This is a genomic window from Pontibacter ummariensis (genome assembly GCF_900188175.1).
GTDB classification, from domain to species: Bacteria; Bacteroidota; Bacteroidia; order Cytophagales; family Hymenobacteraceae; genus Pontibacter; species Pontibacter ummariensis.
The window spans coordinates 103,504-117,108 of record NZ_FZOQ01000015.1 but is presented as its reverse complement, the minus strand read 5'-3'; the positions used below and the strand labels follow the sequence as shown (position 1 = coordinate 117,108).

Genomic DNA, 13,605 nt, shown 5'->3' with positions numbered 1-13,605 from the left:
TGCACTCCCGGCGGGCTTTTACTGTTTGCTCTATTTTTTATTTGTTCTTCTGTCCGTCAGCCACGTGATCGGCATGGTAGCCACCTCTTTGCCCCATCGGTTCAGGCTTGCCAACAGTCGTATCTTTTGCTGTCTGGTGCTCCAGTTCTGCGTTGATTTCGGCCCCTAGCAGGATAATGAAACTTGTCAGATTAAACCACAGCATCAGGATGATCACGGCAGCCACCGAACCATAGGTTTCGCTGTAGCTACCGAAATTGTTGACGTACCAGGAGAACAGCAGCGAGCCCACCAGCCACAAAACAGTAGCGATGGCAGAGCCCCAACTCACCCACCTGAACTTGGGATCGTCGCGGGTAGGGGCTACTTTATAGATCAGCGCTAATCCGAACATCACGATGGCTGCCAGTATAAGCCACCTGCCCCAACTGATAACGGTTTGTATCGTGTCTGACAATCCAAGATTACCCGCCAGGGCCGGGAAGCCCACCACCAGGGTCACCGTAATAATACCCAATATGATCCCCCCCAGCGTAAAGAGCAGGGTGATGGCGTTTAGCTTCAAAAAGCTACGATCGTTCTCTTCGTCATAGGCAATGTTGATGCCCTCAAACAGGGACTTCGTACCACTGTTGGCACTCCACAGGCTTAGAAGAATACTCAGTGCTACCCCCCAGCCCAAGGAGGAACCTGATTTCTCTGCAATTGAGCGCAGCTGCTCCGTCAGCAACTGGTGTGCCTCCTGCGGTAACACATTCGTGAGCTGCTCCATTTGTTGCTCTACCGTAGCCGGGTCAGTTACAAGGCCATAAATTGAGATGATGGCCGTCAGGGTAGGGAACAGGGCCAGGAAAAAGTAAAAGGCGACACCGGCAGACACAATGCCTATGTTGTCGCTGCTGATTTGATCTTTTACCCTTAGCATCACTTGTTTCCAGCCAGAACCTGGAATATCGGAAGGCCTTTCAGCCGTTCTGCCTTTGTTAGTTTTCATGCGGTTTTCGTTTCTCATTACACTTAAACTATAAAACGGAGAGCAATCTTATTGGTTAATTTCCCACTGGTATTTTAAGGGGCATCGTTTAGGAGGGGCACCGTAACTAAACCGCGTTTTTACTTTGCGGGTTGAGTCGGTTAACGTATGGGAATTAGCGCGTTAAGCTGATGAGCATCATGCCGTGCGTTGATAAACATCAGTGTATGCAGCTAAAGGGAGATATAACTTTATAGCAGTAATGTGCCCCTTAATCCTACTGAAATGAAGCCTCCTGCTGCACTGTACCTGCTTGGCTTGCTACACCTGCTACTTGGCCTGAACGGGCTTGTCGGTGGAGCCTTGTTGATCCTGGAACCAAGGGGAAGCCTGCTGGGCATGAGCACAGCCTGGTTGGGGCATTCGCCCTTCAGTACTTACTTGTTGCCGGGTATCCTGCTGCTGTTTTGTATGGGCGTGTTCCCGCTTCTAACACTGGTCGGGCTTCTGTTTAAGCCTGATTGGGCGTGGGCGGGCCTGCTGAACATTTACCCTGCTAAACACTGGGCCTGGACCTATTCGCTTTTTACAGGTATCCTAACGGTTACCTGGATTACAGTTCAAATAGTACTCACAACTTATTTCTGGCTGCAGCCACTGGTCATGATCGTTGGCCTGGGCATTGTCGTATTTACCATGTTGCCAGAGGTGATAAGTTATTTCACGATAAGTAAAGAGCGCCATGCCAGGGGCAAAGTTTAAAGGAGCCTATGCGGTTTCGGTGATCATAGCCGGGTTGGCAGCTGTTGCCTCTGGTGGGGGGCTCGTAATAAAGGGGCTCTACCGCGACAGTGCCCCTATCAAGATTGCCTGGCTCGGCAACGACCTGGTTACTTTTTTTGTGGTGGTCCCTTTACTGCTTGCCTCTTTGTTTTATGCCCAAAGAGGCTCTGAACGGGCACAGCTGGTGTGGATGGGCTTACTTGGCTACATGGTCTATAACTATGCCTTTTACCTGTTTGGAGCCAGCTTTAACCTGTTCTTCCTACTGTACGTCGCCCTGTTCTCGCTTTCCATTTGTGCCTTGGTGCAAGGTTTGGCCTCCCTAAACGCCCGCAGGATCAGTAAGGAGTTTACGCGGCAGACCCCCGTAAGAGGGATCAGCGTTTTTCTGCTCTTTATCTCCATCCCCCTCGGCATTGTCGAGATTTCCCAATGCCTTCAGTTTGTGCTACATGGGGAAGTGCCAGAGGTGCCCCCTCTCATTTTCGCCTTAGACCTGTCGGTGGTGGTACCAGGCACGGCCCTGGCGGCAGTACTGCTCTGGAGGCGCCGTCCCTGGGGCTATGTACTAGCAGCCATCATGCTGGTGAAAGCGTTTACCTATGGCCTGGTCTTAAGCGTGGCAACGGCTCTTGTTGCGGGCTTTCGCCTGGGTGGCGCCTGGGATCCCCTCATGCCTTTTTATGTATTTGTGGCCAGCGGCGGCCTTATGGGGATACTGCTGTTGTTGCGGAATCTGAAACCTTTACCAAACTACAGTTAATATGGTACGCATTGTTTTTTCATTGCTCCTGGTAATCCACGGGCTTACGCACTTGCTGGGCTTCCTGAACGCCTGGCACCTGGCTGCGGAAGATCCGATTAATACCGATACACTGCTACGGCTGCAGCATGCACCTTTAGAGGTGGTAGGTCTAGCCTGGGGCCTAAGCTGCGTGCTGTTTCTGGCTGCTGCCCTGCTGTTCTTGCTGAAAAAGGACTGGTGGTGGATGATGGGCCTGGCAGCGGTGCTGCTGTCACAACTGCTTATTATCGCTTGCTGGGCAGATGCCCGGTACGGCACGGTGGCGAATGGGATCATCATGTTCAGCGTCCTGTTAGCATACGGCGCCTGGCGTTTCCACAGGATGGTGGCAGCGGAAGTAAGAGCTTTCTACCAGCCGGTTCCCCAGAAGCAGGAGGTGCTCACAGAAGGGATGCTGTTACGGCTACCTCCTGCTGTGCAAAAATGGTTGCAGCGTTCCAGCGTCGTCGGCCAAGAAAGTATACAGGCCGTGCAGCTGAAGCAGACAGGGGAAATGCGCACCAAACCTAACGGAGCCTGGATGCCTGTTAATGCCGAGCAGTATGTGACGGTGGATACGCCCGGTTTTTTGTGGGTGGCAGATGTAAAGGCAGCCCCTTACCTGCACTTGTATGGGCGCGACAAGTACGAGGAGGGCAGGGGGCATATGCTCATCAAGCTGTTGGCCCTCTTTTCAGTTGCCGATGCAAAGGGGCCGGAGACAGATCAGGGCTCCTTGTTACGCTACCTCGCAGAGATGGTGTGGTACCCTACGGCGGCCTTATGCCGTTACATAAGCTGGGAGGGAATAGATGCAACGACGGCAAAGGCTACGATGCGCTATGGCGCAATAACGGCCGCTGGTGTTTTTAAATTTACAGAGGAGGGCGACGTTAAAAGCTTTCAGGCGCAGCGCTATTATAGCCGCAAAGGTGGCGCAACCCTGGAGTCGTGGCACGTGGCGATAGAAGGCAACTCTTTCCGGTCCTTCCAGGGCATACGCGTGCCGACAAGGGCAGCCGTTACCTGGCAGTTACTGACGGGCGACTTCACCTGGTACCGCCTGCAGATTTCGGACATAGCTTACAACCACAGGGCAGACGCAAGCATAAGCCGCGAGGACAAAGCTACCCCTGAGGCTGTGTGATAGCCCTGATAGCCTGTCGTTTCTTTGCATAGCAGTTCTGCTGTCGGGATTAGCCAAAGCTTAAGTGCCCCAAGGGTAGAGGTCGGGCGGTTCCTTACTTACTGTGATCGTCTCGATGGGATGCAGGGCCTGGGTCGTGTCGATAAAAATAAAGGCATCGTAGCGCTTGGGGATGACGGAGGGCACATAATTGCCCAGGTGCTCCAGTTCGGGGTTATACACCACCCCAATGGCCCGGTGCCCTATGGGGCGTTTCAGGAAGTTCTCATTCCGGATGTCTTTCGAAAGGATGATCTTGTTTGTAGGGCCCAGCAGGTGCAGTATTTGCTCCCAGCTACCTTCTGCGGCAGGCGGTACCGGTATCGTTCTCATCGGCGCGCCCCAGCTGCCGGCCGCAATAACAGTACCGCTGTATGAGCCAAAGCCCACCAGAAACACGTTCTCCTTTCCGTATTCCTGCCGTACCAGTTGCCCCACGTTTACCTCGCCTGCCTCTACCATATTCGTGTAGCGGGCGTCCCCAACATGTGTGTTATGTTCCCAGATGATTGCTTTTGATTCGGGACCGTGAAATTCCAGCAAGCGTTCCAAGGTAAGGGCCATGTGGCGGTCGCGGATGTTCCAGGACTCCACGCTGCTGGTCACCATCGTCCGGAAGTAACGCTCTCCGTTCAGGGCTACCAGGGCATTCTGCTCCGCTACAAACTGCGCCTCACTTTGGGTGGCTCCTTCTCCTTCTGCTTTGCTTAGCTTTTGAACCGCCTTCCACAACCGCCTTATCTCTGCCCGGCAGTTAGCATCGGCGTTCGCGACAGCCAGGGCATATTGCTGTGCATCGGCACTATAGGGCTGAAAGCACTCATGTACCTCCTGCCCCATTTTCATCAGGGCTGGGTTTCCTGCCAGGTAAGGCATCAGTTCGGTCATTGATTCCCAGATGCAGTATACGTCGAGCCCATAAAAGCCAACCTCGGCTGGCTCCGGTACCGCCTGGTTGTAGGCATTCAGCCAACTCACGAAAGAGGCTACCTCGTAATTAGCCCACATCCAGGTAGGCCACCTGTTAAAGTTGCGCAACAACGCCACGGCTTCTGCGCTGTCTCTGGGGCCACCCCGGATAAACTCATTTACACGGTAAGAGTCGGCCCATTCACCTTCTACGGCCACAAAGTCGAAGCCTTTCTCCGCGATCAGGCGCTTGGTAATCGCTGCCCGCCAGGTATAGTATTCTGAAGTGCCATGAGACGCCTCTCCGAGCAGTACAATCCGCGCGTCACCAATCTCCTCAAGTAAAACGTCCAGGTCTTCTTCACTCTGCAGGGGGTAGTTAGGAATCGTTAGTACAACCTCTTTCTCTGTCCCCTTTTCTTGCTGCGGCGGTTTATCGCTGCAAGCCGAGGGTATGATCCATAACCATATCAGTGCGGCATACCACCAATAACTTTTCTTTCTATCACGCACTAGCTCCTCTTCTTTCTTTATACTTCTATTGGGGTATAGCAGTCGTGTTTCAGGTTACTATGCTTCCGCCAAGACAGCAGGTTGTCTTATGACTGGCGTAGCAGCTTTAGCCACTTGCTCTCAAATCCTAAGAGGGTGCTGTTCTTCAGGGCGAGGTACTCCCGGCTTAGTTGCGCTATTTTTTCAGGATCATTTGCCAGTTCCTCTACCATTACCCAATTATTCCATTCTTGTGCCAAGGTCCAGTTAGGGTTTGCGATGGAGCTGTTTGGTAAGCGGTAGTGGAAGGTTTTCCGCGCTTTTACTTTCCCCAGCCCCGTGTACTGCTCCAGCTTATCGTGCTTAAGGGCGGAAAACATGGGGTACATATCCACAGGCCGGTTGCGGTCCGGGTTAAAGGTGTGATAGTCCTCAATGAACGTGTCCAGGTTTGGGCGGTAGTCCGGAGACAAGACCAGCTCCACATAAGCAGTGGGATAAGGATCAATAAAAGGACTGATTTTACGTGCCAGGTCCGTTTTACCTGTTTCTATTAATAATGGATAAAGCAGTAAAAAGGCCTTTAAATACGTTAACAGGGTTTCCGTATTTGTATTTGGAGCCTGTATGTTGATGTGGGTGCCAAAGGCATTCGTCGGAAAAGCTTCTGTGCCTTCTGCATGGTGCTGGTGCAGGGCCTCCCGTAGTTTTTCAATTTGCTCCAGCTGGGTACAAGGCACAGGCGGGCAGGCAATCTCATAAGGGAACAACTTCCCGATAACACTTTCTAGCGCATTTTCCAGTTCCTCCTCCAGTGCACTTTCCCCCAGCCTTATGTCCTCCAGCCGGATGTTAAACGCTGCAAATGCTTTCTTATAACGCATCTCCGTCAGGAGTGTCAGGTCAAACTCTATTGTAAAATCTCCTAAACTCGTGCCCCTGACGTGCTGCTTGAACCGGTTCTCTTTCTCTACCTGCCCTCCGTACAGTTCCTGCACCAAACGGACGGATTCCTCTATGCCCAGGTTAGCGTACTCCAGCTCGAAGCCAACGGTGCGCAGCTGCCCTTGCTCATTGTACAGGATAGGAGGTTGCTTGAATTGCATATGCCATAAGTCTGATGTCTAAGTAAGAACGTCAATAACTGAATTCTGTTCCGCGGCAGCTGCAGTGCCACGCAAACAAGTACAGAGATAGGATGAGGAAGAACCTTAGTACTGGGGCTTGCCTCTGCTATGGTCGGGGCCTTAACCCCTGCTTGTAAAACCTGTGGTGCAGAGTGGGGGTAAAGAGAAAGGTTTACCAATTATCGACTAAAAGCATATTGTGACAGTTAAAAGAATTGTATTCCTTTTTGCCTTACTCGGGCTCACAGGTTGCCTGGACCGAGATCTTGATGAGGTAGGCCTCATAACGGACGAGGCCATGGTGGTTACGGCTCATCCGCTAGCCTCCGCGGCGGGTGCCAGGATCCTGCAGCGGGGTGGGAATGCCGTGGATGCGGCCATTGCCGTACAGTTTGCCCTGGCGGTGGTTTACCCCGACGCCGGGAACATTGGAGGCGGCGGCTTTTTAGTGCTCCGGCAGCAGGATGGCACATTGGATGCCCTGGACTACCGGGAGAAGGCTCCTTTGGCGGCGGACCGGGACATGTACCTGAACGAGGAGGGAGAGGTCATAGAGAACCTTAGCGTGCTGGGACATTTGGCGGCAGGCGTGCCGGGCACCGTGGCGGGCATGGTGGAGGCACATGAACGCTACGGGAGCATGCCCTGGCCTGAACTCGTGCAGCCGGCCATAGAGCTGGCTACCAATGGCTTCCCCCTCACCGAGAAGGAGGCAAGGAAACTTAATGAGCGGCGCGCGGATTTCCTGACCTATAACACCCGCAGACCGGAGTTTATCCTCAAAGATCACTGGAAAGAAGGGGATATTCTGCAACTGCTGGATTTGGCCCGTACCCTGGAGCGGATCAGGGACAGGGGCAGAGCGGGCTTTTACGAAGGCCCTACGGCAGACCTGATCGTGGCTGAAATGGAAAGAGGCGGTGGTATCATTACCAAAGAGGACCTCACTGCCTACGATGCTGTTTGGCGCGATCCCCTTACAGCCGAGATCGGGGATTACGGCATTATCACCATGCCCCCTCCCTCCAGTGGCGGCATCGCCTTGATACAGCTGTTAACGCTCTCAGAGGACTATCCGCTGGATGCCTGGGATTGGAATACAGTAAAAACCGCGCATGTGATGGTGGAGGCTGAAAAACGCGTGTATGCCGACCGCGCCAAGCACCTCGGCGACCCAGACTTTTATGAGGTGCCTGTTGCCGGGCTGCTGAATCCCGCTTATATCAGGCGCAGGGCAGCAAGTATCTCACTTGAAGATGCGACCGACAGCGATGACATTTCTGCCGGTGTGCCTGCTCCCCCCGAAAGCCCCCATACCACGCATTATTCCATTGTGGACCCGGCGGGGAACGCTGTTTCTGTTACCACCACCCTGAACAGCAACTTCGGCTCCACGGTATTTGTAGCCGGGGCCGGCTTTTTACTCAACAACGAGATGGATGATTTCAGTATAAAGCCAGGTTACCCCAACAGCTTCGGATTAATAGGAGGGGAAGCAAACGCCATTGCACCGGGTAAGCGCATGCTGAGTTCTATGAGCCCCACCATCCTGGAAAGGAATGGGGAGTTGTTCATGGTGATCGGGGCCATGGGAGGCTCTACCATCATTACCACGGTGTACCAGATCATCCTGAACGTGATTGTCCATGATTTCCCGATGCAGGGGGCTGTGAACGCTGGTCGTTTTCACCATCAGTGGAAGCCGGACTGGATCTTATCAGAATGGGGCGCTTTGGGGCCGGGTACTGCTTTAGGATTGTGGTGGAAAGGCCATAAAGTCGTGCCGAAGCCAAGCGGTGGCATAGGCCGGGCTGCCGGCATACTGGTACTGCCAGACGGCCGGTTGGAAGGAGGAGCCGATCCCCGGGGAGATGATGCCGCGGCCGGCTTTTAAGAGATAACCAGGCTCTTTGCCGGATAAAGAAACTGAGCTATATCATGTTTTGAGTCTCCTGAATCCGTTACATTTGGGGCAGCATGGCGGGCAGGAAACAAAGCGGGGCCTCGCCTGTTGTTTGTCCGTCTTGCAAAGCCTTTATCATACCTAAAGCTGCTCCATGGCATCTACAAGCATACCCTTTCTGAAGCGATGGCTTCCCCTGCTCCCGGTTATGTTCCTGCTGGCTTCCTGTGGGGGTGAGCAGGAAAAAACGCAACCTACCGTGGCCAACATCTCCGAGTCCGTTTACGCATCGGGGGTAGTGAGGAGCAAAGACCAGTACCAGCTGTTCCCATCGGTGTCCGGTACTGTGCAACAAGTGCTGGTGACGGAGGGGGACCTGGTGCAGCAGGGTACGCCCCTCTTGAAAGTGGAGAACGAGGCCGCCCGCTTAAGCACTGAAAATGCCCGCATAGCTGCTGAATTTGCCCGCGTGGACGCCAATGCGGAGAAGCTGAACGAACTGCAGGCCGCAATAGACCTGGCCCGGAGTAAAAAACAGAACGATTCCCTGCTTCTGGTACGGCAGCGCAACCTGTGGGCAAACCAGATCGGCACCAAAGTAGAACTGGAGCAAAGAGAGCTCAGCTACAAGAACTCACTGACCGCTTACCGGTCTGCCGTGCTACGGTACCAGGACCTGAAAAAGCAGCTTGACTTTGCCGCCCGGCAGTCACAGAAGAATCTGCAGATCAGCCAGACCAGGACGGATGACTATACGGTGAAAAGCGAAACGGACGGTAAAGTGTACAGCGTGCTGAAAGAGAAAGGCGAGATGGTGAGCCCGCAAAGCCCGGTGGCCGTGATCGGGGATGCCGATGAATTTATCCTGGAACTGCAGGTAGACGAGTACGACATCGCCCGGGTGAAGCCAGGCCAAAGGGTACTCTTGAACCTGGACAGCTACAAGGGGCAGGTGTTTGAAGGCAAGGTGTACAAGATAAACCCGGCCATGAACGAAAGAACCCGTTCCTTTACGGTAGAGGCTGCCTTTGTCACCAAACCGGCCACCCTGTACCCGAACCTGACGACCGAGGCCAACATCATCATTCAGGCCAAAGAGAACGCTCTCCTTATCCCACGGGAGTATTTGCTGGACGGTGCGTTTGTGCTGAAGGAAAATGAGGAGAAGGTGGCGGTAAAAACAGGCCTTAAAGACTATCAGCAGGTGGAGATACTGGAGGGACTTAGCAAGGACGACGTTATCGTGAAGCCCGCCCCATGAACGCGAAACTGATATTCGGCATCGCCAAGTCCCTGCTGCTTGCCCGCTGGAAACAAACGCTGGTGGCGGCAGTGGGAGTAACGTTCAGTATTGCCATGTTCATTACCCTGCTCGGCTTTATGAACGGCCTGAACGACCTGCTGGATGGCCTGATCCTGAACCGCACTCCGCATGTGCGCCTGTACAATGAGGTAAAGCCCAGCACAAACCAGCCCGTTAACGCGTCCCCGGATTTCAAAGAATCCTATAACTTTATCCACTCCGTAAAGTCGGGGGTAACCCGGCAGGAGATCTACAACAGTGGGCCTATCATGCAGGCCGTGCAGGCGGATGACCGGGTGCTGGGGGTAGCCCCCAAGCTTAGTACCCAGGTGTTCTTCAACGAGGGCACGATCGACATCACGGGGATCATCAATGGCATTGACGTGGAGGAGGAGAGCCGCTTGTTCAACTTTCAGGATTATGTAACAGCGGGCACGGCGATAGACGCTAAAAACGTGTCGAACAGCATTATCCTGGGCAAAGGCCTCGCCGAGATCCTGGTGGCAGACATCGGTGACGTGGTGCAGGTAACCACTTCCCAGGGCGAGCGCTTCCCCCTGAAAGTGGTGGGCTATTTTCAGTCGGGGATACAGGAGATTGACAAAGTGCAGAGCTATGCCTCCATCAGTACTGTGCAAAAGCTTCTGGGGAAGCCCGCCAACTATATTACTGATATACAGATAAAGCTAAAGGACATGGCACTGGCTCCGGCGCTGGCAAAAGAGTACAGCCAATTGTACGGGGCAGATGCGGAAGACATACAGACGGCCAATGCCCAGTTCGAAACAGGCAGTTCTATCCGCTCGCTTATTTCCTATGCGGTAGGCATTACCTTACTGGTGGTCGCCGGTTTTGGGATTTTCAACATCCTGAACATGATGATCTTCGAGAAGATGGACTCCATCGCCATCCTGAAGGCCACGGGCTTTTCGGGCCGCGATGTGAACCGCATTTTCCTGGTGATAGCCCTCAGTATTGGCTTCTTTGGGGGCCTGGTAGGCCTTGTGCTGGGCTTTATGTTTTCCGTGGTCATTGATAACATCCCCTTTAACACGGCGGCCTTGCCCACCGTCAAAACCTACCCCGTCAACTACAGCCCGGTTTTCTATTTTATAGGAGGGGTCTTTTCCCTGATCACAACTTACTTTGCCGGCTTTTTCCCAGCCCGCAAGGCGAGTAAGGTAGACCCTGTCGAAATTATAAGAGGTAAGTAAGATGCAGGACATTATACTGGAGGCAAGGCACATTTACAAAAGCTTCCACGACCCGGTAACGGTGCAGGTATTGAACGATATTACCTTCTCTGTGCGGAAGGGGGAGTTCGTGTCTGTTATCGGCAAGTCGGGCTGCGGTAAGTCTACCCTGCTTTACATTCTTTCCACCATGGATACCGACTACCAGGGGGAACTCCTGATTGACGGTGAACGGATGACGGGCAGGACGGACGCAGCCCTGGCCCGTATCCGGAACGAGAAGATCGGGTTCGTCTTTCAGTTTCATTACCTGCTGAATGAGTTTACCGTGCTGCGTAACGTGATGCTGCCCGGCCTGAAGCTTAACAAGTACAGTGAGGCGGAAGTGGAGCACAGGGCTATGGAGCGACTGGAGATGCTGGGCATCGGTCACCTGGCCATGAAAATGGCCAACCGGATATCGGGAGGCGAAAAGCAGCGGGTAGCCATCGCCCGGGCGCTCATCAACGACCCGCACATCATCATGGGCGACGAGCCTACCGGCAACCTCGACAAGCGAAACAGCGAGATGGTGTTTGAGATTTTCAGGCAATTGGCAGAAGCGTATCACCAGACCCTGCTGATCGTAACCCACGACCAAAGTTTCGCTGAAAATACCAGCCGCATCATCGAGATGGAAGACGGCAGGATCATCCGGCATTAAGTCAAGCTACCGCTAAGGGCAGCAAGCAGATCAACTGAGGCCGCGGAACAGGCCTGTTACACAAGAATCAGGGGCTTTTACTTATTTAGTTTAACTAAATAGTGTTGTAATTAAACTTTATAAAGAAAGAAGGGTATCAGCTTAGTATAGAGAACTTTGTGCGCAAGGGGAGCAGAAGAAGCTTTCTGACTCGGCTGTTACCCTTGCTTACAAAGTCATGTATTTATTTGCATGCCCGTATTTGTACTGTTGGCCTTGGGTAATTTTTATATCAATCTTTAAAGGACAGGTATTATGAGAACGCTAAAATGTCGCGATGCCGGATTTGACTGTGATGGTGTGATTCGTGCCGCAGATGACCAGGAGGTGTTAAACCTGGCTGGCAAACACGCCCGCGAGGTGCACGGCGTTACGGTAACGCCAGCGCTTGCAGATCAGTTAAAGCTTCTGATCAAAGACGAGCAGGAAAGTGACAGCAAGGTACGGCAGCCAACGATCTAGATAAAAGGTACCCGTATTCCCCGGCAGAAGTTTGCCATTAGCTGCCCTGGGGTTGCTTATACCCCGTGCCCTTAACTCGGGGAAGGAGTTATTGCGCAAAAAGCCTCCAGTGCGTTTCGTCGGATGTGCTGAAGGTAAGAGCCGAAAATGGCAGTGAAGTGTGAGAGATCTTCAGCATGCTGTGAAGGTCTCTCACCATACCCGGGGCAGCAAAGCAAGCCCGCCGATCCATCAGGTTATAAAGGGCATAGCCTGGGCTCCTTGTTTCCTTTTATGGGAGTCTTGAACACGCCAGATTCCCATTCCCAGGTGTTTTAGAAACAGGTTAAAACATGCTGCAACTCTTAAAGCCCATCTCCATTTACCCGCTGGTTTATTTCCGGATTGTATTTGGCTTGCTGATGCTTTGTGAGGGGATTGGAGCCGTGCTGATCGGGTGGGTGCAGGAGCATTATGTAGCACCTACTTTTCATTTCGGATACATAGGTCTGGAATGGCTGAAGCCGCTTCCGGGAGATGGCATGGTGTACGTTTACCTGCTCATGGCCCTCCTAGGTTTTCTGATTCTGGTGGGCTGGCGCTACAAACTCGTCTCCTTCCTGTTCTTTTTGCTGTTTGGCTACAGTTTCTTCTGCGAAAAGACCCACTACCTGAACCACCACTACCTTATCTTTTTAATCAGTGGCCTGATGGTGCTGCTACCAGCCCATCGTAAGCACTCCCTGGACGTACGGCGACAACCCGAGCTGGAAAGCGCCGTGGCCCCACAGTGGACCCTGTGGCTTTTAAGGGTGCAGCTGCTCTTAGTTTACTTTTATGCGGGGGTGGCCAAAGTACAGCCCGACTGGCTGGCTGCCAAGCCCATGAGCATCTGGATGTCGCATAAAACGGATTTTTATGTGATAGGGCCTTACCTGAACACGCCGGAAATGATCTGGCTGGTTTGCTGGGGCGGCGTACTGTTCGACTTTCTGATTGGTTTTGCCTTGCTGTGGCCCCGTACCCGTATGGTTGCTTTTTGGGTTGCTTTTGCTTTCCATATCTTTAACTCTGCCGTTTTCCATGTAGGCATCTTCCCGTACTTCATGATCGCCGCCAATGTGCTTTTCTTCAGTCCGGCACAAATCGCCAGGTGGTTTTTCCGGAAAGATGCTTTGCCAGCAGTAGGGTGCCACCGCGTTTTAGCCCAACCGGTTTGGCAGCAACAAATAGGTGTTTATTTCTTCATCCTGTACCTGAGCTGGCAGCTGGTGTTTCCGCTCCGGCATTTTTTTATACCGGGCGACGTGAACTGGACAGAAGAGGGGCATCGCTTCTCCTGGCGCATGATGCTGCGCACCAAAAGCGGGAGCATCAACTTTATCGTGCAGGATGCTACCATGCAAAAGACGGTAACTGTCCGGGAAAGAGACTATCTGACAAGAGACCAGGTAAGGGAACTGGCAAAGCACCCGGACATGATCTGGCAATTTGCGCAATTCCTTAAAGAAGAGTACAAAAAGCAGGGGATGGCCAGGCCGCAGGTATATGTAAGGTCCTACCTCAGCCTGAACGGCTATGGGCGTCACCCTATCGTAGATGGCACCGTTGACCTTGCTTCCGTGCCGTACACCAGGGGGGCGAAAGCTTGGGTAACACCACGCCCGGAGGCGGATGGCTGGCCCTGGTCCAGGCGTGTGCTCTCAAAGGCTGAAGAGTGAGTCCGGTTAAAAAAAGAAGGCACTTTCAGAGCTGAATGTACCTTCGGG

General features: G+C 53.1%; 12 protein-coding genes. 9 read left to right on the top strand and 3 right to left on the bottom strand.

The window, feature by feature from the left end; translation table 11 throughout:
• Positions 1–37: 37 nt before the first annotated feature.
• Entirely contained in the window at positions 38–994 is a 957-nt protein-coding gene (locus CHB92_RS16350; protein ID WP_245842646.1) for a YihY/virulence factor BrkB family protein, read from the bottom strand.
• A 264-nt stretch (positions 995–1,258) separates the two neighbouring features.
• On the opposite strand from CHB92_RS16350, the gene CHB92_RS16345 reads away from it, so the two are divergent.
• The 3 genes from CHB92_RS16345 to CHB92_RS16335 are packed head-to-tail and all read left to right on the top strand — an operon-like array spanning position 1,259 to position 3,687.
• Positions 1,259–1,735 carry a hypothetical protein gene (locus tag CHB92_RS16345; protein WP_089320300.1) on the top strand — a complete coding sequence of 159 codons (477 nt, stop codon included), beginning with the start codon at positions 1,259–1,261 and terminating at the stop codon, positions 1,733–1,735.
• Complete coding sequence (locus tag CHB92_RS16340) at positions 1,716–2,519, top strand: hypothetical protein (RefSeq protein WP_089320299.1); 804 nt, start codon at positions 1,716–1,718, stop codon at positions 2,517–2,519. Before CHB92_RS16345 ends, CHB92_RS16340 begins: the two co-directional genes overlap by 20 nt.
• Before the next feature lies 1 nt (position 2,520).
• Positions 2,521–3,687, top strand: coding sequence for a DUF6920 family protein (locus CHB92_RS16335; protein ID WP_089320298.1), 1,167 nt, complete (start codon positions 2,521–2,523; stop codon positions 3,685–3,687).
• Positions 3,688–3,747: 60 nt separating this feature from the next.
• On the opposite strand, the gene CHB92_RS16330 is transcribed toward CHB92_RS16335, so the two are convergent.
• Both CHB92_RS16330 and CHB92_RS16325 read right to left on the bottom strand, forming a co-directional pair.
• A complete protein-coding gene (locus tag CHB92_RS16330; RefSeq protein ID WP_245842644.1) occupies positions 3,748–5,148 on the bottom strand; it encodes an erythromycin esterase family protein in 1,401 nt (466 codons plus the stop codon).
• A gap of 86 nt (positions 5,149–5,234) precedes the next feature.
• Entirely contained in the window at positions 5,235–6,233 is a 999-nt protein-coding gene (locus CHB92_RS16325; protein ID WP_089320297.1) for an amidoligase family protein, read from the bottom strand.
• Between the two features lie 220 nt (positions 6,234–6,453).
• Here CHB92_RS16325 and ggt point away from each other — a divergent pair, with 220 nt between their 5' ends.
• The 6 genes from ggt to CHB92_RS16295 all read left to right on the top strand — a co-directional run bounded on the left by ggt (position 6,454) and on the right by CHB92_RS16295 (position 13,557).
• A complete protein-coding gene (gene ggt, locus CHB92_RS16320) occupies positions 6,454–8,148 on the top strand; it encodes a gamma-glutamyltransferase (protein WP_373422651.1) in 1,695 nt (564 codons plus the stop codon).
• A 163-nt stretch (positions 8,149–8,311) separates the two neighbouring features.
• The gene (locus CHB92_RS16315) at positions 8,312–9,418 is read left to right on the top strand and encodes an efflux RND transporter periplasmic adaptor subunit (RefSeq protein ID WP_089320296.1); all 1,107 of its coding nucleotides are present in this window, start codon (positions 8,312–8,314) and stop codon (positions 9,416–9,418) included.
• Positions 9,415–10,674: an ABC transporter permease gene (locus CHB92_RS16310; RefSeq protein ID WP_089320295.1), complete on the top strand. Its 1,260-nt coding sequence runs from the start codon at positions 9,415–9,417 to the stop codon at positions 10,672–10,674. Before CHB92_RS16315 ends, CHB92_RS16310 begins: the two co-directional genes overlap by 4 nt.
• Before the next feature lies 1 nt (position 10,675).
• Complete coding sequence (locus CHB92_RS16305) at positions 10,676–11,356, top strand: ABC transporter ATP-binding protein (protein ID WP_089320294.1); 681 nt, start codon at positions 10,676–10,678, stop codon at positions 11,354–11,356.
• Between the two features lie 294 nt (positions 11,357–11,650).
• Entirely contained in the window at positions 11,651–11,857 is a 207-nt protein-coding gene (locus CHB92_RS16300) for a DUF1059 domain-containing protein (RefSeq protein ID WP_089320293.1), read from the top strand.
• Between the two features lie 332 nt (positions 11,858–12,189).
• Complete coding sequence (locus tag CHB92_RS16295) at positions 12,190–13,557, top strand: HTTM domain-containing protein (protein WP_089320292.1); 1,368 nt, start codon at positions 12,190–12,192, stop codon at positions 13,555–13,557.
• Positions 13,558–13,605: the final 48 nt, after the last annotated feature.

Coding starts and splice junctions, on each gene's coding strand:
- CHB92_RS16350 (WP_245842646.1), bottom strand. CDS start 994: ATGAAAACTAACAAAGGCAGAACGGCTGAAAGGCCTTCCGATATTCCA.
- CHB92_RS16345 (WP_089320300.1), top strand. CDS start 1,259: ATGAAGCCTCCTGCTGCACTGTACCTGCTTGGCTTGCTACACCTGCTA.
- CHB92_RS16340 (WP_089320299.1), top strand. CDS start 1,716: ATGCCAGGGGCAAAGTTTAAAGGAGCCTATGCGGTTTCGGTGATCATA.
- CHB92_RS16335 (WP_089320298.1), top strand. CDS start 2,521: ATGGTACGCATTGTTTTTTCATTGCTCCTGGTAATCCACGGGCTTACG.
- CHB92_RS16325 (WP_089320297.1), bottom strand. CDS start 6,233: ATGCAATTCAAGCAACCTCCTATCCTGTACAATGAGCAAGGGCAGCTG.
- CHB92_RS16315 (WP_089320296.1), top strand. CDS start 8,312: ATGGCATCTACAAGCATACCCTTTCTGAAGCGATGGCTTCCCCTGCTC.
- CHB92_RS16310 (WP_089320295.1), top strand. CDS start 9,415: ATGAACGCGAAACTGATATTCGGCATCGCCAAGTCCCTGCTGCTTGCC.
- CHB92_RS16305 (WP_089320294.1), top strand. CDS start 10,676: ATGCAGGACATTATACTGGAGGCAAGGCACATTTACAAAAGCTTCCAC.
- CHB92_RS16300 (WP_089320293.1), top strand. CDS start 11,651: ATGAGAACGCTAAAATGTCGCGATGCCGGATTTGACTGTGATGGTGTG.
- CHB92_RS16295 (WP_089320292.1), top strand. CDS start 12,190: ATGCTGCAACTCTTAAAGCCCATCTCCATTTACCCGCTGGTTTATTTC.